The sequence below is a fragment of the Streptomyces sp. E-08 genome (genome assembly GCF_049913095.1).
GTDB lineage: Bacteria > Actinomycetota > Actinomycetes > Streptomycetales > Streptomycetaceae > Streptomyces.
On sequence record NZ_CP183971.1, the window covers coordinates 1246097 to 1266117 of the forward strand.

General features: G+C 73.6%; 18 protein-coding genes. 13 read left to right on the forward strand and 5 right to left on the reverse strand.

The features are described 5' to 3' along the window. Positions 1–41: 41 nt before the first annotated feature. The 7 genes from ACN9MM_RS05630 (at position 42) to ACN9MM_RS05660 (ending at position 8440) form a co-directional block, all read left to right on the forward strand. Positions 42–1142, forward strand: coding sequence for a serine hydrolase domain-containing protein (locus ACN9MM_RS05630; protein ID WP_426362597.1), 1101 nt, complete (start codon positions 42–44; stop codon positions 1140–1142). A 330-nt stretch (positions 1143–1472) separates the two neighbouring features. Continuing rightward, positions 1473–2645 (forward strand): serine hydrolase domain-containing protein, encoded by a 1173-nt coding sequence (locus ACN9MM_RS05635; RefSeq protein ID WP_426362598.1) that lies wholly within the window; start codon positions 1473–1475, stop codon positions 2643–2645. 237 nt (positions 2646–2882) lie between these two features. Further along, positions 2883–3212 carry a hypothetical protein gene (locus ACN9MM_RS05640; RefSeq protein WP_426362599.1) on the forward strand — a complete coding sequence of 110 codons (330 nt, stop codon included), beginning with the start codon at positions 2883–2885 and terminating at the stop codon, positions 3210–3212. Between the two features lie 513 nt (positions 3213–3725). After that, the gene (locus ACN9MM_RS05645; RefSeq protein WP_426362600.1) at positions 3726–4220 is read left to right on the forward strand and encodes a DUF6643 family protein; all 495 of its coding nucleotides are present in this window, start codon (positions 3726–3728) and stop codon (positions 4218–4220) included. Positions 4221–4273: 53 nt separating this feature from the next. Beyond that, positions 4274–5098 carry an MOSC domain-containing protein gene (locus tag ACN9MM_RS05650; RefSeq protein ID WP_426362601.1) on the forward strand — a complete coding sequence of 275 codons (825 nt, stop codon included), beginning with the start codon at positions 4274–4276 and terminating at the stop codon, positions 5096–5098. 108 nt (positions 5099–5206) lie between these two features. Beyond that, positions 5207–5815 (forward strand): Rv1733c family protein, encoded by a 609-nt coding sequence (locus tag ACN9MM_RS05655; RefSeq protein ID WP_426362602.1) that lies wholly within the window; start codon positions 5207–5209, stop codon positions 5813–5815. Positions 5816–6031: 216 nt separating this feature from the next. Beyond that, complete coding sequence (locus ACN9MM_RS05660) at positions 6032–8440, forward strand: right-handed parallel beta-helix repeat-containing protein (protein ID WP_426362603.1); 2409 nt, start codon at positions 6032–6034, stop codon at positions 8438–8440. Here the strand turns inward: ACN9MM_RS05660 and ACN9MM_RS05665 are convergent. Then, positions 8410–10809 (reverse strand): hypothetical protein, encoded by a 2400-nt coding sequence (locus ACN9MM_RS05665; protein WP_426362604.1) that lies wholly within the window; start codon positions 10807–10809, stop codon positions 8410–8412. The genes ACN9MM_RS05660 and ACN9MM_RS05665 overlap by 31 nt on opposite strands. A 134-nt stretch (positions 10810–10943) precedes the next feature. On the opposite strand from ACN9MM_RS05665, the gene ACN9MM_RS05670 reads away from it, so the two are divergent. From ACN9MM_RS05670 to ACN9MM_RS05680, 3 genes are all read left to right on the forward strand, one after another. Continuing rightward, complete coding sequence (locus tag ACN9MM_RS05670) at positions 10944–11771, forward strand: DeoR/GlpR family DNA-binding transcription regulator (RefSeq protein ID WP_426362605.1); 828 nt, start codon at positions 10944–10946, stop codon at positions 11769–11771. Further along, positions 11768–12202 (forward strand): SRPBCC family protein, encoded by a 435-nt coding sequence (locus tag ACN9MM_RS05675; RefSeq protein WP_426362606.1) that lies wholly within the window; start codon positions 11768–11770, stop codon positions 12200–12202. Before ACN9MM_RS05670 ends, ACN9MM_RS05675 begins: the two co-directional genes overlap by 4 nt. A gap of 514 nt (positions 12203–12716) precedes the next feature. Next, positions 12717–13217 (forward strand): SRPBCC family protein, encoded by a 501-nt coding sequence (locus ACN9MM_RS05680; RefSeq protein WP_426362607.1) that lies wholly within the window; start codon positions 12717–12719, stop codon positions 13215–13217. Here the strand turns inward: ACN9MM_RS05680 and ACN9MM_RS05685 are convergent. Continuing rightward, entirely contained in the window at positions 13177–14307 is a 1131-nt protein-coding gene (locus ACN9MM_RS05685; RefSeq protein WP_426362608.1) for a PLP-dependent cysteine synthase family protein, read from the reverse strand. The two genes, ACN9MM_RS05680 and ACN9MM_RS05685, sit on opposite strands and share 41 nt — an antisense overlap. A 200-nt stretch (positions 14308–14507) precedes the next feature. Here ACN9MM_RS05685 and ACN9MM_RS05690 point away from each other — a divergent pair, with 200 nt between their 5' ends. Both ACN9MM_RS05690 and ACN9MM_RS05695 read left to right on the forward strand, forming a co-directional pair. Next, positions 14508–14825 carry a hypothetical protein gene (locus ACN9MM_RS05690; RefSeq protein ID WP_426362609.1) on the forward strand — a complete coding sequence of 106 codons (318 nt, stop codon included), beginning with the start codon at positions 14508–14510 and terminating at the stop codon, positions 14823–14825. A gap of 173 nt (positions 14826–14998) precedes the next feature. After that, positions 14999–15592 carry an ATP-binding protein gene (locus tag ACN9MM_RS05695; RefSeq protein WP_426362610.1) on the forward strand — a complete coding sequence of 198 codons (594 nt, stop codon included), beginning with the start codon at positions 14999–15001 and terminating at the stop codon, positions 15590–15592. Between the two features lie 24 nt (positions 15593–15616). Here the strand turns inward: ACN9MM_RS05695 and ACN9MM_RS05700 are convergent, their stop codons facing one another. The 3 genes from ACN9MM_RS05700 to ACN9MM_RS05710 are packed head-to-tail and all read right to left on the reverse strand — an operon-like array spanning position 15617 to position 19259. Further along, positions 15617–18178: an ABC transporter permease gene (locus ACN9MM_RS05700; protein WP_426362611.1), complete on the reverse strand. Its 2562-nt coding sequence runs from the start codon at positions 18176–18178 to the stop codon at positions 15617–15619. Then, positions 18175–18951, reverse strand: a complete 777-nt coding sequence (locus tag ACN9MM_RS05705) for an ABC transporter ATP-binding protein (RefSeq protein WP_426362612.1) — start codon at positions 18949–18951, stop codon at positions 18175–18177. The genes ACN9MM_RS05700 and ACN9MM_RS05705 overlap by 4 nt, the downstream gene beginning before the upstream one ends. Continuing rightward, positions 18948–19259: an SHOCT domain-containing protein gene (locus tag ACN9MM_RS05710; RefSeq protein ID WP_382860870.1), complete on the reverse strand. Its 312-nt coding sequence runs from the start codon at positions 19257–19259 to the stop codon at positions 18948–18950. Before ACN9MM_RS05710 ends, ACN9MM_RS05705 begins: the two co-directional genes overlap by 4 nt. 157 nt (positions 19260–19416) lie before the next feature. On the opposite strand from ACN9MM_RS05710, the gene ACN9MM_RS05715 reads away from it, so the two are divergent. Continuing rightward, a complete protein-coding gene (locus ACN9MM_RS05715; RefSeq protein ID WP_426362613.1) occupies positions 19417–19998 on the forward strand; it encodes a TetR/AcrR family transcriptional regulator in 582 nt (193 codons plus the stop codon). Positions 19999–20021 lie beyond the last annotated feature (23 nt).

The window sequence follows — 20021 nt, forward strand, 5'->3', positions numbered from 1 at the left end:
GTTTCCGTCCCGCTCTTTCGCGAGGCGGCCGACGCAAGACCTTGCTCGCCGTGACCGTGCTCACCGGGGCCGTCATGACGACCGGCGCACTGTTCCCGTCCGCGGCCTCCGCCGCCAAGCCGGACACCGTTCAGAAGAGCCTCAACACCTTCGTTGTCGACGACCAGATACCCTCCGCGTCGGCGAGCGTCACGGACCGCGAGGGCCGGACGCTTCACTACACCACAGGGGTCGGCGACCTCAGGACCGGCGCGAAGGTACCCAAGGACGGGCAGGTACGGGCGGCCAGCAACACCAAGGCCTTCACGGCCGTGGTCACGCTGCAGCTCGTCGCCGAGAAGAAGCTCGCCCTGGACGCCCCCGTCGACACCTACCTGCCCGGCCTGCTGCGCGGCGAAGGCATCGACGGACGCCACATCACCATCCGCCAACTCCTCCAGCACACCAGCGGACTGCCCGAATACCTGGACAAGAGCGCGGTCCTCAAGGACCGGCAGAGGTACTACGAGCCGCGCGAGCTCCTCGACACCGCCCTCGCACAGAAGGCCCACTTCTCCCCGGGCGCGAAGTGGGAGTACAACAACACGAACTACCTGGTCGCCGGCCTGATCATCCAGAAGGTCACCGGCCGCCCGCTGGGCGAGGAGGTCAACCGGCGCATCGTCGACCGCATCGGACTGCGCCACACCTACTTCCCCACCCCCGGAGACATGACCATCCGCGAGCCCCACGCCAAGGGCTACCACCGGGACACAGCCGACTCGCCCTGGCGCGACGTCACCGAGCTCGACCCGTCCTGGGGTTGGGCCGCGGGTGCGGTGATCACCACCAACAGCGACCTCAACCGCTTCTACACCGCACTCCTCGACGGCAAGCTCCTGCCCCCGGCCCAGCTCGCCCAGATGCGCACCACCGTCCCCACAGGCGCCCCGGGTGCCCGTTACGGACTGGGCCTGATCAGCACGCAGTTGCCGTGCGGCGGCGTCTACTGGGGCCACGGCGGAACCATTCCTGGATACGCCACCTTCGGAGGTGTCACGGAGGACGGCCGTGCGGTCAACTTCGCGCTGACCGCCATGCCGGCCGACAGCGCCACCGAACAGCACACACAGGCCGCCGTCGAAACGACCCTGTGCCGCTGACACCCTCACTCACCCAACCGGTAAGCCGCCGCTCCCGAACCGCGGCCGCAGGCGCCCGATGAGGGCGGGTCAGGCCGGTGGGCGGGCCCCTGCCGCCACCGGCGCTTGACGGTATCGGTCGCCGCTCCCGCTCGCGGGAACGGCGACCGGTACCCCGGCGGGCCCGTGCTCACGAGCGTCGCCAGGCCCTGGCGCGGCGGGCCGTCCGGCATGGCCCCACAGCCTGCACGAGCCGGTATCCGGTGCCGGCGTCGGAATCCGCCACCGTCACCGGGGCGCGTACCGACTCGCTCATCGCTTGCATTCCACTGTCACGACAGGAGTTGTTCCATGCACGCACGTGTGCCGAGGTTCAGTCCCACTCTTTCGCGAGGCGGCCGACGCAAGACCTTGCTCGCCGTGACCGTGCTCACCGGGGCCGTCATGACCACCGGCGCACTGTTCCCGTCCGCGGCCTCCGCCGCCAAGCCGGACCCCGTTCAGAAAAGCCTGAACTCCCTGGTGACTGACGACAAGATGCCCTCCGCGCTGGCGAGCGTCACGGACCGCGAGGGCCGGACGCTTCACTACACCGCAGGGGTCGGCGACCTCAGGACCGGCGCGAAGGTACCCAAGGACGGGCAGGTGCGGGCAGGCAGCAACACCAAGGCCTTCACGGCCGTGGTCACGCTGCAGCTCGTGGCCGAGAAGAAGCTCGCCCTGGACGCCCCCGTCGACACCTACCTGCCCGGCCTGCTGCGCGGCGAAGGCATCGACGGACGCCACATCACCATCCGCCAACTCCTCCAGCACACCAGCGGCCTGCCCGAATACCTGGAGTCCCCCGTCTTCGCGGACTTCCCCGCCGTCCGGTACCGGTACTTCGAGCCACGCGATCTGCTTGACGGCGCCCTCGCACAGAAGGCCCACTTCTCCCCGGGCGCGAAGTGGGAGTACAGCAACACGAACTACCTGGTCGTCGGCCTGATCATCCAGAAGGTCACCGGCCGCCCGATAGGCGAGGAGATCGACCGGCGCATCGTCGACCGCATCGGACTGCGCCACACCTACTTCCCCACCCCCGGTGAGACGACCCTCCACGAGCCCCACCCCAAGGGCTACGAACGGGAAACGGACGACGCACCTCTGATCGACTACACCACCATCGACATGTCCATGGCCTGGGCTGCGGGTGCCCTGGTCTCCACCAACAGCGACCTCAACCGCTTCTACGCCGCACTCCTCGACGGCAGGCTCCTGCCACCGGCCCAGCTCACCCAGATGCGCACCACCGTCCCCGCAGAGGCACGCGGCCCCGGCGTCCGCTACGGACTGGGTCTCACCAGCACGCCGCTGTCATGCGGCGGCGTCTACTGGGGTCACGGCGGAACCGCCCTGGGCTACCGGACGCGAGGAGGCGTCACAGAGGACGGACGCGCCGCCGGCATCGCGGTGACCACCACCCCGACGGGTGCCGCCTCCCAGCGGGTGGAGGCTGCCGTCGACACGGCGCTGTGCCGCTGATCCAGGCAGCGGCAAGCGGGATGACGGCCCGCGGTCGCCGACGCGTTCCGGTGGCCCCGGCCCCGTTCCGCCACGCCGCCGTCCGCGACAGTCGCCCTCGATCCCGCGCTCAGGGGGCGCAGCGTGTGGGTGGGTGAGAGGTGGTGTAGCGGTGGCGGCCGCGGAGCGACGCAGCCACCATCCAATGCCAGGATGGAGGGAAGGGTCTTCCTTGCCAGGCGCTTCAGGGAGGCGACCATGGGCCGCGAGTATCACTTTCATTGCGAGCACGCCGGCTGCTCGGTCACCGTGGACTTGCGGATGGGCGGAAAGCGGGAGCTGGAGCTCCTCGTGGACGGGAAGCAGGTCGCCGCCGTCCGCGCCCATGGCCACCACTCCCAGACGACCGTGCTGACCACGATCCTGCCGACCGACCCGCCTCGCGGAATCGAGGTCGAGGTGACGCTCCCGGGCGCTCTCGGTGGCCATCCGACAAGCACCCTGCTCGCGGGTGGCGAGCGCAGGCCCATGGTCGCCCGGGAGGTGCCCCGGCAGGCGCGGCCGACGGAGGCCGACTGGTACACCTGACCGTGTCGGAGTGCCCGAAACGGCGTGCCGGTCAAGGTCTCCGGATCTACAGGAGCCATCTCTCAGTCCCGTAGCACGCGCGGCCCGGGTCGCCGTAATACACCCATCCGATTCGGCCTTGACCGAGCCGCCTCACTCGCAAGTCAGGGCTATCCATGCTGCCCCTTTCCAGAACCTGCCGATACCACCCCCCGCACCAGTAACCAAATCGTCACGGAGCGCGCCATCGGCGGGGCATCGACCGACCTGCAGTTACGGTCGGTAATGGCTCGATAATCCTGAGTTTCTGACGTTCAAGATCGAAGCCATCCGCCCTGGCCAGCGGGCGGAGGCCAGCCTTGCGAGCTGCCCGCGATCCCTCGTCGACTGTGCGCCCATCGGGTGAAAATCTCCCGCCGTTAACGCAGCCTTTAACAACGTTTTGGCAGGTCAGGCCGACAAAACCAGCGTAAAACGGATAACCGCAAGATGGGGGCTCCCCAACCAGCACATCGTGGGCTTAACTTATGTGCCATGACCTCCCCCCGCTCCACCTATGGAGGCGGTTACCACACCGCGCCGTCCTTCCCGGACACCCCGATCTACGACTCCCTGGTCGCGGAGCGGGGCACGCCTCAGATCGCCCCGATCCGAGTGCCCGCCGCCTACGACACCGGCAGCAGCTTCCCCGTGAGCGGCTCCTACCTGCCGGCGCTCCCCGCGGCACTGCCCGCCCTCCCGGCGGCGCCCACCCCGCAGCCCACCCCCGCCTACAACAGCGGCTACGGCTACCCCCAGCCCGCGCCGCAGATGGCCCCCGTACCGCTGCAGCACGCCCCGGCCCCGTACATCCCGCAGCAGCAGGTGGCCCCGCGCGGCTACCAGGGCGGTCCGTACCCGCAGCAGCCCCGCCCGGCCGCCGCCGGATACGAGGCGATGCGCCCGGCGGCGCCCCGGCCCGCGCCGGTCCCCGCCCCCGCGCCGTACGACGACCCGTACAACCGGCCCTACCAGGGTGGGGGTTACTGACGGCCTCGCGCTCCGGCCTCCGAGGGGGCCGGAGCGGCTGGCAGGATGAGGACATGCAGACTCCCGTGCTCCGATCCGTCCACGTCCATCCTGTGAAGGCCATGCGCGCGCTGGACCGCACGGAGGCCGAGGTGCAGCCCTGGGGGCTGGCCACGGACCGTCGGTGGACCGTCGTCGACGCGGCGAACAAGGTCGTGACCCAACGCCGTCACCCCCGGATGGCGTTGGCCACGGCGGAGCCGCTGCCGGGCGGCGGGGTCGCCCTGTCCGCTCCGGGCCATCCGATACTGGAGGTCGAGGTCCCGCACCCCTCGACCACCCTCACGGTGGAGATCTTCGACAAGCCCGTGGAGGCGGTCCCGGCCGGCCCCGCCGCGGCAGCCTGGCTCTCGGCGTTCCTGGAGACCGACGTACGGTTCGTGCACATGGACGCGCCCGAGCACCGGCGGCCGGTCGACCCCGACTACGCGCTGCCCGGCGAGACCGTGAGCTTCGCCGACGGCTATCCGCTGCTCGTCACCACCACGTCCTCGCTCGACGCCCTCAACTCCCTGATCGCCCAGGGCGACCACGCGCACGAGGGTCCCCTGCCCATGAGCCGGTTCCGCCCGAACCTGGTCGTCGAGGGCACCGCGCCCTGGGCGGAGGACGGCTGGACGCGACTCGCCGTCGGCGAGGTCACCTTCCGGGTCGCACGGCCGTGCGGGCGTTGCGTCGTCACCACGACGGACCAGCTCACCGCCGAGCGCGGCAAGGAGCCCCTGCGGACCCTCGCCCGGCACCGCAAGAGCGACGGCCGTGTCCTCTTCGGCCAGAACCTCGTCCCCGAGCACACCGGCACGGTCCGGGTCGGCGACGCCGTGAAGATCCTGGACTGACCCGGGGACACCGCTGGCGCGCGTCACACTTCACGGGCCCGGCAGGCGGGGAACCCACCGCCGGGGCACACTCGTTGGAGGAGCGGTTGACGACGAGGGGGTCCACACGTGCGCGCAGCCACCGGACTCTGGCGCTGGCGGCACAATCCCCTGCGCCGGACCACTGATCTCGTCGAGGCGTGGGTCGCGTTCTCGGCGGTGGTACTGCTCTGCCTCGTGGTGCCCCTGACCGCCTGGGCGGCCGGCACCTCCGCGTACGGCTCGCTGTCGCGCGCGGTCCGCACGCAGCAGGAGCAGCGACTGCCCACGACGGCCCGGGTGGTACGCCTCGCCGACGGTCCCGTGAGCGGCCCCCGGTCCGTCGAGACGGCGGGCGAGGAGCGGCTGCGGCGCTCCGTGGTGGCCCGCTGGACGGCGCCGGACGGCTCGGCCCGCACGGGGACGGTGGCGACGGCCCGGCAGCACTCCGCGCCCGGCGCCGCGTTCACGCTGTGGACGGACCGGGACGGGCGGCCGGTGGGACCGCCCATGCAGGCGTCGACGGCTCGCGCGCACGCGGTCATCGCCGGTCTGACGGCCGCCCTCCTCGCCGGGCTGCTGGTGGAACTGGTGCGCCGCCTCGCCGTCCGAAGACTGGTGGTGGCGCGGCACGCGCGCCTGGACCGGGCGTGGGCCGCGGCGGGTCCCGACTGGGGCCGTACGGGCACGGGGAGCTGAGTCCGGCGCCCCCACCCGGACCGCGTTCGGGTTCGACCGCTCGGCGACCGAGCCCGACCGCTCCGGACCACCCGGGACCGGCCGTGACGCGTGTCCGGCATCGCCCGGCCTCCGGTACCGGTGCGGGCCGCCGACCCGTCAGCCCGGCGCCGCCGCGCGCGCTACGGTGGGGCATCGGATCAGCGGCGAGGCATGAGGCGGGGGCAGGACACACCCATGGCACAGGGCACGGTCCAGGTGACGCACACCGGCACATCGCGGTGGCGGCGCCGCACGGGTGAGTACCCCTCCCTCGCCGCCGCCCTGGAGGCCGCGGGCGACGGAGACGTCCTCACCGTCGCGCCCGGCACCTACCGGGAGAACCTGGTGATCCGGCGCGCCGTCACCCTGCGCGGCCCCGAGGGCGGGGTCGGCTCGGTGCGGATCGCGCCCCCGGACGGCGTCCCGCTGACCCTCCGGGCTTCCGTCACCGTGCAGGACCTCCACATCGAGGGGCAGGACGTGGCCGCGCCCGCGCTGCTCGTCGAGGACGGCACCCCCGAACTGCTCGACCTGCGGATCATGACCCGCTCGGCCGCCGGGATCGAGGTGCGGGGCGCCGCCCGCCCGACGGTCCGCCGCTGCACCGTCGACAATCCGGCCGGGGTCGGCATCGCCGTGCTCGACGGCGCGGGCGGGGTGTTCGAGGAGTGCGAGGTCGTCTCCGCGGGGCAGGCCGGCGTCTCGGTCCGCGGCGGGGCGCATCCGCGCCTGGAGCGCTGCCGGGTGCACCACGCCAACGGCGCGGGCATCGCCGTGACCGGCGAGGGCAGCGGCCTGGAGGGCGTCGGCTGCGAGGTGTACGAGATCAAGGGTGCCGGACTGCAGATCGCGGCCCGCGCCACCGCCCACCTCACCGACTCCTCGGTGCACCGCACCTCGGCGGACGGCATCACGCTCGACACGGACGCGGTGCTCACGCTCTCGGACTGCGACATCCACGACGTTCCGGAGAACGCCGTCGACCTGCGCTCGCGCTCCGTCCTCACGCTGACCAGGTCGACCGTCCGCCGCTTCGGGCGCAACGGCCTCTCGGTGTGGGACCCGGGGACGCGGGTGGACGCCAACCAGTGCGAGATCCACGACAGCACGGGCGACTACCCGGCGGTGTGGGTGAGCGACGGCGCGACCGCCGTGCTCGACGCCTGCCGGGTGCACGACGTGCCGGACGCGCTGTTCGTCCTCGACCGGGGCTCGCGCGTGGACGTCGTCGACAGCGATCTGACCCAGGTGCGGAACACGGCCGTGTCCGTGAGCGACGGGGCCACGGCCCAGCTCGACGACTGCCGGATCCGGGAGGCCTCCACGGGCGCCTGGTTCCGGGACCACGGCAGCGGCGGCACCCTGGGCGGCTGCACGATCGACTCCGTGCAGACCGGGGTCATCGTCACCAAGGGCGCCGACCCCACGATCGACCGGTGCGTGGTCACCTCGCCCGCCGAGGCCGGCTTCTACGTGTCGGCGGAGGGCCGCGGCTCCTTCCACGGCTGCCGGGTGACGGGCAGCGGCGGGTACGGCTTCCACGTCACGGACGGCTGCCGCACGACCCTGCGCAAGTGCCGTACGGAGCGGTGTGCGCGCGGCGGCTACGAGTTCCCCGAGGAGGGTGCGAGCGCCGAGGACTGCACCAGCGACGAGAGCGCGGTCCGCTCCTCCGTACCCGACGGCGGGACGGTCCTGACGGCCACCCAGTCCGCGGGGCTGCTCGGGACGGTGCCCCCGCCGCGCGCCCCCGTGCCGGTCGCCCCGGCCGTGCCGGAGCCGGCACCGGAGGCCCGCTCCTCGCAGGACGTGCTCGGTGAACTGGACGCCCTGGTGGGTCTGGAGAGCGTCAAGCTGGAGGTCCGGACCCTCACCAACATGATCGAGGTGGGCCGCAGGCGTCAGGAGGCGGGGCTCAAGGCGGCCTCGGTCCGCCGCCATCTGGTCTTCACCGGCAACCCGGGCACGGGCAAGACGACGGTCGCCCGGCTGTACGGCGAGATCCTGGCCTCGCTCGGCGTCCTGGAGCGCGGGCACCTGGTGGAGGTCTCCCGGGTGGACCTGGTCGGCGAGCACATCGGCTCGACGGCGATCCGCACGCAGGAGGCCTTCGACCGGGCGCGCGGCGGTGTGCTCTTCGTCGACGAGGCGTACGCGCTGTCGCCCGAGGACTCGGGGCGGGACTTCGGCCGCGAGGCGATCGACACGCTCGTGAAGCTGATGGAGGACCACCGGGACGCGGTGGTCGTCATCGTCGCCGGGTACACGGCGGAGATGGAGCGGTTCCTCACCGTCAACCCCGGTGTCGCCTCCCGCTTCTCACGGACCATCACCTTCGGCGACTACGCGCCGGAGGAGCTGCTGCGAATCGTCGGGCAGCAGGCGGACGAGCACGAGTACCGGCTCTCCCCGGGCACGGACGACGCGCTCCTCACGTACTTCGAGAAGCTGCCCAAGGGTCCGGCGTTCGGCAACGGCCGCACGGCGCGGCAGACGTTCGAGTCCATGGTGGAGCGGCACGCGGGCCGGGTCGCCGCGCTCGCCGAGCCGAGCACGGACGACCTGACCCTGCTCTACCCGGAGGACCTGCCCGAACTCCCCTGATCCGCGCCCTCGTTCGCCGCTCGCTGGTGGGGCAGGGCGGGTGGCAGCCGGTCGAGGAGCGCCGAGCGGCACCGCGCGAACGCCGGGTCGGCCTGGTAGTCGGAGTGGCCGAGGATCGGTTCGGGCAGCGGGTGCGCGCGGGTGCGGCCGTACGCGACGGGGTCGAGGAGCACCGCTCCGTCCACGGCCGGCCGGCCGTCCTCCGCGGGGACCCGGACGGGGCCGCCGATGGGGTCGGTGGCGCGGTACAGGTTGCTCCAGCAGTGCACCGTGCGGTTCAGGCCGCGCAGTGCCTCGGGGCCGAAGTACGCGGGGAACCAGCGGCCGTAGAGCCGCTCCAGGGGTGATCCGTACGTGAGCAGCGCGACCCGGCTCCGGGTCGCGGGGCGCAGCTGCCAGACGGCGGCCGCGGCGAGGACGCTGCCCTGGGAGTGCCCCGAGATGACGAGCCGCCCGCCCGTGCCGCGGGTCCAGGAGCTCATCCGCCAGGTGAGGTCGGGGACCGCGCGCTCGGCGTAGCAGGGCGGGGCGAACGGGTGGGCGGCCCGGGGCCAGAACGTGCCGACGTCCCAGAGGATGCCGATGGTGCGGCGGGCGGAGGCGTCCTTGTAGGCGCGGCGGCCCCAGGTGACGAACAGCAGGAAGCCGAAGCCGATCATCCAGGAGCCCAGGGCCTGGGTGACGGAGGCGAGGGAGGCGATCGCGGGATGCGCCCCGTCGAAGGCCCGGCCGGGGACGTTGCCGCTGGCCCAGGCACCGGCGACGGACGCGGCCCCGAGGAGCAGCGTCGCGCCCGAGATCACGCCGACGAGGACGGGTGCGGAGTCGGTGAGGGAGGCGCGGGCCCGGCCGGCCGCGATCTGTCCCGTACGGACCGGGTCGCGCTCGGCGGCCGCGTCGTAGTCGGACTCGACGGCGGAGCGCAGGCGCCGGGCGTCGACGACGGTCCGTACGGCGAGGAGGACGGCGGGCGCGAGGAGCAGCAGGAGCAGGAGGGGGATGACCGAGGCCTGCCAGCTGAGGAGGACGGGCGGGCCGATCCTGGGGCCCCCGTGGTCGCCCATGCCGGGCGTTGCGGGGCCGTCGAGCCAGTCCGCGACCCGCTGCGCCACTCCCCCGGACATGACCCCGGCGAGCGCGCAGGCGAGCATGGCGACGGCGGGCCCGCCGAGTCCGCGCAGCGCGGTACGGGGGTCCCTGCGAGGTCGTTGGAGGAGCAGGGCGACGACGCCGAGGGCGACGACGAGACCGCCCTGGGCGAGGGTGAGCGCACCGAAGACGGCGTCGCCGGGAAGGGTTCCGGAGGAGGTCCAGCCGGGGCGGGGCCATCCTGCGTGCAGGGCGGCGAGCGCGAGCAGGATCAGGGACGTGGCGGGCAGCCAGGAGACGAGGGCCCGTTCGACGCGCAGGTCGAGGCGGCGCTCGCTGCGGCCGCGCCGGCAGACGACCCAGACCACGACGAGGGCGAGGACCACGACGGCGGCCCGGAGGCCCCAGCCGAGGACGGTACCCAGGCCGGGGGCGCCGGCGTCGTGGCGGGCGGTCGCGGTGACGAGGGCGGCGGCGACGGTGAGGAACCCGGCGGCGGTGTGGGCGGCGCGCAGGCGGGCGACGAGCCGACGGCCGTACCAGAAGCCGGGACGGCCGAGCGCGGGACGGAGCTCGACGGGACCGGCGGGGTCGGCGGCGTCCGCGGCCTCCGTGTCGGCCGGGGGCTCCGCGACGGGCACGTCGTATCCGGTGGGCGGGCGCTGCGCCTCGTACGCGCTCCACGTCCGGTTGGAGAGGTACCAGAGGAGGCCGACGAGCGCGGTCGGCACGAGGGCGGCGAGGGCGAGGCGGCGGCCGGGCGGGGACCACCAGCCGCCGCGCCCCGCGGAGAGGAACCCGAGCCAGGAGTACCGGTCGGTGCAGGCGGTGGTGGCGGCGCACTGCCAGGCCGTCAGGTCGAGCGCGACCTCGCAGGCGGCGGCGGTCAGGAGCACGGTGAGGGTGAGGGCGACGAGCCGCACGAGGACCCCGTAGAGCCGCACGAGCCCCGGCCTGCCCTGGGCCGGCGGCCGCATCCAGTGCGCCAGGTTGGCCACCATGAAGGGCAGAAGCAGCAGCCACAGCGCCCGGGCGCCGTCGCCCGAGGTCAGATTGGACCAGCAGTACGCCTCCGGGACCGGGCGTGCCGCGTACCGCTCGGGGTGGTCCTCGGCGTCGAGGTCCTCGCCGCGCCGGTACATCGCGGCGGTCCGGTCGCCGGTGACCCGTACGGTCCTGGGATCGTCGAGCATGTCCTGGGGGGTGGTTCCGCCGACTCCGTGGACGAGGAGTTCGAGCGCCGCGCCCCCGCTCTCCGGGGCGGGTGTGGCAGGGGACACTGAGGCGACTTCCTCTCGGAGTGGGAAGATGCGACGTCGGCAACAGGATCCCGGAAGTCCGCGCGCCCGCGCACGGACTCTCACCGAATCCGACAATCATCCCCTTGTCTCCTGCGGAAGGACCGGCCCCGGCGGTGACTGACAACCAGAACCTCCTCGCGGAGCAGCGGCGTGCCCTGATCCTCGACGAGGTACGGCGGCGTGGCGGTGTACGGGTCAACGAACTGACCCGCCGTCTGAACGTCTCGGACATGACGATCCGCCGCGACCTGGACGCGCTCGCCCGGCAGGGCATGGTCGCGAAGGTGCACGGCGGGGCCGTACCGGTCGTCGAGGCGAGCACCCACGAGCCGGGCTTCGAGGCCAAGTCGGTGCTCGAACCGAGCGCCAAGGACGAGATCGCCAGGACCGCCGCCGCCCTGGTCTCGCCCGGAACGGCGATCGCCCTGTCCGGCGGCACGACGACCTACGCGCTCGCCCGGCACCTGCTCGACGTGCCCGACCTCACGGTGGTCACCAACTCGGTACGGGTCGCCGACGTGTTCCACGAGGCGCAGCAGAGCGGCGGCGGGGGCGAGTCGCGGCGCGGGGCGGCGACCGTCGTCCTCACCGGCGGGGTGCGCACGCCGTCCGACGCGCTCGTCGGACCGGTCGCGGACCGGGCGATCCGCTCGCTCCACTTCGACCTGCTCTTCCTCGGCGTGCACGGGGTGTCCGTGGAGGCCGGGCTCTCCACGCCGAACCTGGCGGAGGCCGAGACCAACCGGTGCCTGATGCGCTCCGCACGGCGGGTCGTGGTCGTCGCCGACCACACCAAGTGGGGCACGGTGGGCCTGAGTTCCTTCGCCGCCCTCGACGAGGTCGACACCTGGGTGACGGACCGCGGCCTGCCCGAAGGGGTACGGGCCGAGGTGGCCGAGCACCTGCCGGGTCTCATGGTGCCGGGCGAGGAACAGGCGTGAGCCTCATCCGGGTCGAGCGGACGGTGCCGCTGGCGCCGGAGGAGGTGTGGCTCAGGCTCACCGACTGGCCGGCGCACGGCCGCCAGGTGCCGCTGACCCGGACGCGGGTGCTGACGGCAGGGCCGAACGGGGCGGGGACGCGGTTCACGGCGCGGACGGGCATCGGGCGGCTGTCCTTCGACGACCCGATGGAGGTCGTGCACTGGGAACCCCCCTCGGCCGGCCGGCCCGGCGTCGTCCGGCTGGAGAAGTCGGGGCGGGTGGTGCGGGGCTGGGCGCGGATCGAGGTGACGGGAACGGGCGGCCGCTGCCGGGTGGACTGGACGGAGGAGCTGACGCTCCGGGGAGTCCCCCGGGCCCTGGACCCCGTGCTGGCGGCGACGGGCCGCGCCCTGTTCGGCCGAGCCCTGGACGCCCTGCTTCGGACGTGACCCCCACGCCCCGTTGCGGGCGGCGCCCCACAGGCTGTGAGCCCGCGTGCGCCTCGGGCGGCGCCCCACCGCCTTGTGGGCCCGCGCCCGCCCCGTTGTGGGCATGCGTTCCGCCGGGGCGATGGGGGTCCCCCTGCTCGAGCGAAGCCGAGAGCTTGGGGGAGGGTGGGCACAACGGACGGCGCCCTTGCCGGCGCCAGAGGCTTACGCACCCGAACCCGCACCCCGTGCACCGTCACTGAGGTGCGGGTCCAGGCACGGAACGCGGAGGCGCCGCGAAGGGCGCCGTCCCGTGTGCCCACCCGTCCCGCCCAGCGGGACGATTGCCCACACGGCAGCGGGCGAAGGCCCACACGGGCGCGGACGACGGGCCACCCAGGCGCGGGCCCACACGGCGGTGGGCGACGCCCCACCCGGCGCGGGCCCGCGCGGGGGCGCGTCCGGTGAGGGCCTCTGGGATGTTGATGGAGCGTCAGCTATCGTGCTGCATTCCTTCGCGCCCCCAGGAGGGTCCATGCCGCGCCGACTGCAGCCGGTGGAGCTCGACTTCACCGCCTCCGCGCCCGTCCGCCTCGTCTACACCGCGACCCTCGCCGCCCCGCCACCCGCCGTCTACCGGTCGGTGGCCGTGGAGGTGGGGAGTCTGCCGTCCTGGTTCACCGCCGTGACGTCCGCCGTGACGACGGGTGACGGCGCGGGCCGGACGATACGGCTGCGCGGCGGGATCGCGTTCGACGAGACGATCCTGGCGTCGGAGCCCGACCTCCGCTACGCGTACCGGGTGGACGTCACGAACGCCCCCGGCGTGACCGCGATGGCGGAGGAGTGGGCCCTGTCCCCCACCGGGACGGGGACCACGCTGCGCTGGACGATGGCCGCCGACGGCACCGCCCCGTTCCGGCTGGCGCTGCGCCTCGCGGCGCCGGGAGTCGGGTTCTCGTTCCGGGACGCGGCCCGTCGGCTCGACCGGCGGCTCACTCCGGCCAGGCCCCCGTCGCGAGGAAACGCTCGATAGCGGCGGAGTAGGGGGCGATGTCAAGGCCCTGGGCGGCCAGCCAGTCGTCGGAGTAGTACTTGTCGAGGTAGCGTTCGCCGCCGTCGCAGATCAGGGTGACCACGCTGCCGGTGCGGTCGTGGGCGACCATCTCGGCGACGATCTTGAAGGCGCTCCACAGGCCGGTGCCGGTGGAGCCGCCCGCCTTGCGGCCGATCGCGGTCTCCAGGGCGCGGACGGCGGCGACGCTCGCCGCGTCGGGGACCTTCATCATGCGGTCGACGGCGCCGGGCACGAAGCTGGGCTCCATGCGGGGGCGGCCGATGCCCTCGATGCGCGAGCCGCAGTCGGCGGTGGCGTGGGGGTCGTGGTGCGTCCAGCCGTCGAAGAAGCAGGAGTTCTCGGGGTCGGCGACACAGATCCGGGTGTCGTGCTGCATGTAGTGGACGTAGCGGGCGATGGTCGCCGAGGTGCCGCCGGTGCCGGCGGTGGCGACGATCCAGGCGGGTTCGGGGTACCGCTCCAGCTTCAGCTGCTGGTACATCGACTCGGCGATGTTGTTGTTGCCGCGCCAGTCGGTGGCCCGCTCCGCGTACGTGAACTGGTCCATGTAGTGGCCGCCGGTGCGCTCGGCGAGGGCGGCGGACTCCTCGTACATGGTGCGGGAGTCGTCGACGAAGTGGCACCGCCCGCCGTGGAACTCGATGAGGCGGCACTTCTCGGGGCTGGTCGTGCGGGGCATGACGGCGATGAAGGGGACGCCGATGAGCTTCGCGAAGTACGCCTCGGAGACGGCCGTCGAGCCGCTGGACGCCTCGATGACGGGCTTTCCGGGGCGGATCCAGCCGTTGCAGAGCCCGTACAGGAAGAGGGAGCGGGCGAGGCGGTGCTTGAGGCTGCCGGTGGGGTGGGTCGACTCGTCCTTGAGGTAGAGGTCGATGCCCCACTTCTCGGGGAGGGGGAAGCGCAGCAGGTGGGTGTCGGCGGAGCGGTTGGCGTCGGCCTGGACCTTGCGCACGGCCTCCTTCAGCCAGGACCGGTACGCCGGGTCGCTGCGGTCGACGTCGACGGTGGCCGCCGCGGCGGTCGCACTCTCGTGGGTGGTGCTCATCCGTCCCTCTTCTCGTTTGTCGCCCCGTGGGCTCCCCCAGCATCGACAATACCCCCTCTCACCTGGGCAAACGTTCCCTTTGACGATCCATAGGCCTGCCTTGTGGACGGGCCGGGGAAGTCCTTCGGGAGGGCTACTGGTGCGGGCGGCGGCGGCCCGGCACACTGGGTACGGCAACCGGGTGAAAGGGGCGGATCGGCATGGCGGAGCCGGAGTTCAGTGCCAGGGGCGTACGGATCGCGCGCTGGCCGCGCTCGCTGACGCGCGCGGGAGAGGTGCGGATCGAGGACGGCCGCCTCGCGCTCCTCACGAGTTACGGCAGCGAGATCGACAGCGCGCCGGTCTCGGCGGTGCGGGCGGGACGCCCGTGGTTCGCGAAGTCGGACGAGACGGTGGCGACCGTGAACGGCACGCGGTACCGGCTGACGCTCCAGGATCACGAGCGCGGCCGTGACAGCGGCTCCCGGACGTCGAGGCGTTTCCTCGCGGCGCTGAAGAAGGCTGCCGGACGGTCCTGAGCTGCGACGGCTCGCGGCGAGTTGCGGGGCGGTCACGGCTGGTCCAGGCTGGAACCCACCTCACTGAGGGTTCAGCGGTGGTGACGCTGCGATCGGGTCACCGCCCCCTTCTGTACCGCATTGACAGATCCGAATCTTCGTCTTCTTCCGGACCACTTCGGGGAGTCGCAGCCGTGATCAGCGAGCCGAGCAGGTACTACGCGGTGGAGCTTCAGGCCCTGCCGTCGCGGATCGGACAGGTCCGCCGCATCATCTCCGCCCATCTCCGACATTGGCAGCTGGACGCCCTGATCGACCAGGCCGTCCTCGGCGTGACGGAACTTCTGACGAACGTGCACCGCCATGCCCAGCCGGACAAGCACTGCACGGTGGAGATCGAGCTGCTGCTCGACCGGCTCACCGTCTCCGTCCGGGATCACGATCCCCGGCTCCCCGAGGTCGTCCGCGTGGACCCCTTCGGCCCGGTGGACGACCTCGACGCGCTCGCGACCTCCGGACGGGGGCTCGGCATCGTCGGCGCGGTCAGCGAGAGCTGGGGCATCCGGCCGTGCGGCGCAGCCGGCAAGGTCGTGTGGTTCACGCTCACGGCGCCGCCGGTCGGCGACCCCGTCGAGGAGTGCGCGCACGCCGGGTGCGGCGCCGCGCCCGAGGGCCCGCTCGCGGGCGTCGGCTACAGCCGGTTCCCGGGCGTGCCGCTCAGCTCGCCGGCCGAGACGGTGCCGGCCCCGTCGGTGGCCGGCCCGGTCCTGGCGGGCCGGGCGGGCTGACGGGGCCGGCGGGACTCCGGGCGGTCACTCCGTGGCGATCGCCCGGAGGATCTCCAGGCGGCCCGCCCGGCGGGCCGGGCGCCAGGCCGCCACGGCCCCCGCCACCAGACCGACCAGGGCGACGGCCGCGAGCCGTACGGCCGGGACGGCGAACGCGAGGGCGCTGTCGCCCGAGCCGCCCGAGGCACGGACGAGGACCCAGCCGAGGAAGCCGCCGAGCGCGAGTCCGCCGACCGTGCCGAAGGCGGCGACGAGCACGGACTCCCAGCGGACCATCGCCCGCAGCTGCGCCCGGGTCTGCCCGACGGCCCGCAACAGGCCCAGTTCGCGGGTGCGTTCGTGGACGGAGAGGGTCAGCGTGTTCGCGATGCCGAGCAGGGCGATGAGGACCGCGAGCGCGAGGAGCGCGTAGATCAGGGTGAGCATCATGTCGATGCCGCCCGCCGAGGCCTCCGCGTACTCCTCCCGGGTCTGCACCTCCGGGTGGCCGTACCGGTCGGCGACCTTCGTCACGGCGGCCTTGCCCTCCTCGGCGCCGACGCCGTCCTTGAAGGAGACGGCGACGAGCCGGTCGGCGTCCTGGGTGCGGTGCGGGGCCCAGGCCGCCCGGGTGACGAGGTAGTCGCCCGCGAGGTCGGCGCGCTGGTAGACCGCGCGGACCGTGAAGGTGTGACGGCTGCCGTCGGTGAAGGTCAGCACGGCGGTCCGGCCGGGCGCCAGACCGGAGTCGGCGGCCTCGTCGGCGGCGACGGCGATCCCGTCCGTACCGAGTCCGGCGAGGGAACCCCGTACGTCCCCCAGGTCCAGCGTGCGGGCGAGCGCGGCCGGGTCGGTGACGGTGAGCGCGCGGCCCCGGCCGTCCACCTCCGCGACGCCCCGCCCCAGGCCCACGGCGGTGTCGACCTCGGGCAGCGCGGCGACGGCCGGGGCGAGGCGGGGGCTGAGCCCGCTGCCGCCCGCACCGAACGAGGGCGTGCCGATGGCCACGTCGCCGGCGAAGGAGCGGTCGACGGTGCGGTCCATGGTCGCCTTCAGGGAGGCGCCGAAGACCGTGAAGAGGGTGACGACGGCGACGCCGATCATCAGGGCGGTGGCGGTCGCGGCCGTACGGCCCGGGCTGCGCAGGGCGTTGCGGCGGGCGAGGCCGCGGTTGACGCCCCGCAGGGGCCGGCCGAGCACCCGTACGGCGAGTGTGGCGGCGACCGGTCCGAGGACCACGAACGCGGCGACGGCCAGCGCGGCCCCGATCGAGGCGAGCCACAGCGACGGGGTGGTGCCGAGGACACCGGCGAGGACCGTGCCGACGGCGGCCGCGAGCAGCGCGCCGCCGGTCAGGGCGCGGCGGCGCGAGGTGCCCGAGGCGTCCGTGTCCGTCTCACGGAGCGCGGCCAGCGGTGCCGTGCGCCCGGCCCGTACGGCCGGCAGAAGCGCCGAACCCGCGCAGACCGCGAGCCCGACGCCGAGCGGCAGGAGGAGGGAGGTGCCGGTCACGACGAGGTCGCCCTCGGGGAAGGGGAAGCCGATCGCGGGGAACAGCGCCTGGAGTCCGGCCGCGACGCCGATCCCGGCGAGGAGCCCGGCGAGGGAGGCGAGGAGTCCGACGGCGAGCGCCTCGGCGAGGGTGCCGGTGACGACCTGGCGGCGGGCGGCGCCGATGGCGCGGAGCAGGGCGTTCTCGCGGGTCCGCTGGGCGACGAGGACGGCGAAGGTGTTGTGGATGGTGAAGACGGAGACGAGCACGGCGACCCCGCTGAACACCAGCAGGAAGGTGGTGAAGAGGTCGAGGAAGCGGCCGGAGACCATCTGCGTGTTCTCCTCGGCGGCCTGCTGTCCGGTGATCGCCTCGACGCCGTCCGGCAGCGCGGGTGTGAGCGCGGCGACCAGCTCGTCCTGCGAGACGCCGGGCCCGGCGCGTACGGCGATGCTCGTCGCCTCGCCGGGCCGGGCCGTCAGGTACTTCTCGGCGTCGGCGCGGGTGAGGCCGGTCCAGGTGACCTGCCCCATGCCGTCGGCGCCGCCGAAGGTGGCCAGGCCGACGACGGTGATCTTCACCGGGTCGGGGGTGCGCAGGACCGTCGTGTCGCCGACGACGAGACCGGCGGCCTTGGCCGCGCCCCGGTTGACGACGGCCTCGCCGGGGGCGCTGGGTTCGTGGCCTTCCGCGAGGCGGTACGGGTTGAGGGCGGGGTCCTCGATCCAGTTGCCCGCGAGGGTGGGCGGGCCCTTGCCGCCGACGGGCGTGCCGTCGGCGGCGAGGAGCTGGCCCGCGCCCTCGATGCGGGGCGCGGCGGCGGCGACCCCGGGGACCGCGGCGAGGCGCTCCGCGAGCGCCGCGTCGACGGGTCCCCGGGTTCCCTGGGCGTCCCCGGAGGCGGTCACGGTGGTGGCGCTGCGGACGACGGCGTCGGTGCCGCGGGTGGCGCTGGTGAACATCGAGTCGAAGCTCGCCCGGAGGGTGTCGCCCATGACGAGGGTGCCGGTGAGGAAGGCGACGCCGAGGAGGACGGCGGCGAAGGTGCCGAGGAAGCGGCGCCGGTGCGCGCGGAGGGAGGAACGGGCGAGGCGGAGGGTGGCGGGGGTGTTCACGGGGTGACTCCACGGGACAGGGCGGGTGCGCCGCCGACGGCCGCTCCCGTGTCGAAGGCCTTCATGCGGTCGAGGACGCGGTCGGCCGTGGGGCCGGTCATCCGGTCGACGAGCCGGCCGTCCGCGAGGAAGATCACCTCGTCGGCGTGGGCGGCGGCGACCGGGTCGTGGGTGACCATGACGACGGTGCGGCCGGTGTCGCGGACCGTGCGGCCGAGCAGGCGGAGGACCTCCTCGCCGGACCGCGAGTCGAGGTTGCCGGTGGGTTCGTCGGCGAAGACGACGTCGGGGGCACCGGCGAAGGCCCGGGCGACGGCGACGCGTTGCTGCTGTCCTCCGGAGAGTTCGCCCGGTCGGTGGTGGAGGCGGTCGCGCAGGCCGACGGTGTCGACGAGCCGGTCGAACCGCTCGCGGTCGACCGGGTGCCCGGCGAGGTCGAGCGGGAGGGTGATGTTCTCGGCGACGGTGAGGGTCGGGAGCAGGTTGAAGGCCTGGAAGACGAAGCCGATCCGGTCGCGGCGCAGCAGGGTCAGGCGCCGGTCGTCGAGGGTGGACAGGTCGGTGTCGCCGACGAGGGCGGCGCCGGAGGTGAGGGTGTCGAGTCCGGCGGCGCAGTGCATGAGGGTGGACTTGCCGGATCCGGACGGGCCCATGACGGCGGTGAAGCGGCCGGCGGGGAAGCCGACGCTCACCCCGTCGAGGGCCCTGACCTCGGTGTCTCCGCGCCCGTAGACCTTGACGGCGTCGACGACGCGGGCGGCGGGGGTGGTCATGTCCGGCGCCCCTTCGGGTCCGCGGCGCGGCCGAACTGCTCGTCCAGGACGCTCAGGCGCCGCCAGTACTCGTCCTCGTCGATCTCCCCGGCCGCGAACCGGTGGCCGAGCAGGGCGATGGGCGAGTTCTCGTCCGGTCCGCCGTCGCGGCGGAAGCCGCCGCCGAAGCCCGCGCCGGGGCCGAAGCCGCGTCCGCGGCGCCATCCGGCCCGGCGGGCGACGGTGACGATCCCGATGACGACGGCCGCCCAGACGAGCGGGAAGAAGAGGATCCACGGGCCGGGGCCCGCGTAGGCGAGTGTGTTCATGGGGGTTCAGCTCCTCCGCTGGGGGATGCGGTGTTGTCCGTGGTTCGAGCGTCGCTCCGGGAGGGGGTCCGGGTCGTCGTACGGGCAGCGGCTTCCGGCGTACGACACCGGGAGTACGCCGGTGCGGCGGGACTGCTTCCCTTCTGTACCTACTGGTATGTACAGTGCCCTCATGAGCATGGACACGTCCGAGCGGCTGATCGAGGCGACCCGCGAGCTGTTGTGGGAGCGGGGTTACGTCGGCACCAGCCCCAAGGCCGTCCAGCAGGCGGCGGGGGCGGGCCAGGGCAGCATGTACCACCACTTCGCCGGCAAGCAGGACCTGGCGCTCGCGGCGATCCGCCGCTCGGCCGAGGAGCTGGGGGCCGCGGCCGAAGCGGTCCTGGGCGGCGAGGGCTCGGCGTACGCGCGCGTCGAGGCGTACCTGCTGCGCGAGCGCGACGTCCTGCGCGGCTGTCCGGTGGGGCGGCTGACCATGGACCCGGAGGTGATCGCGCACCCGGAGCTGCGCGCACCGGTCGAGGAGGTGCTCGGGCGCGTGCGCGGCAGGCTCGCGGAGGTCGTCCGGGAGGGCCTCGCCAGCGGCGAGTTCAGCGGTGCCCTCGACCCGGACGAGATCGCGGCCTCGGTGCTCGCGACCGTGCAGGGCGGGTACGTGCTGGCCCGCGCGACGGGTTCTCGGGCGCCCTTCGACAGCGCCGTGCGCGGGCTGCTCGCCCTGCTCGCCCCTGCGGCGTGAGCATGCGGACCCGGAGAGAAGGA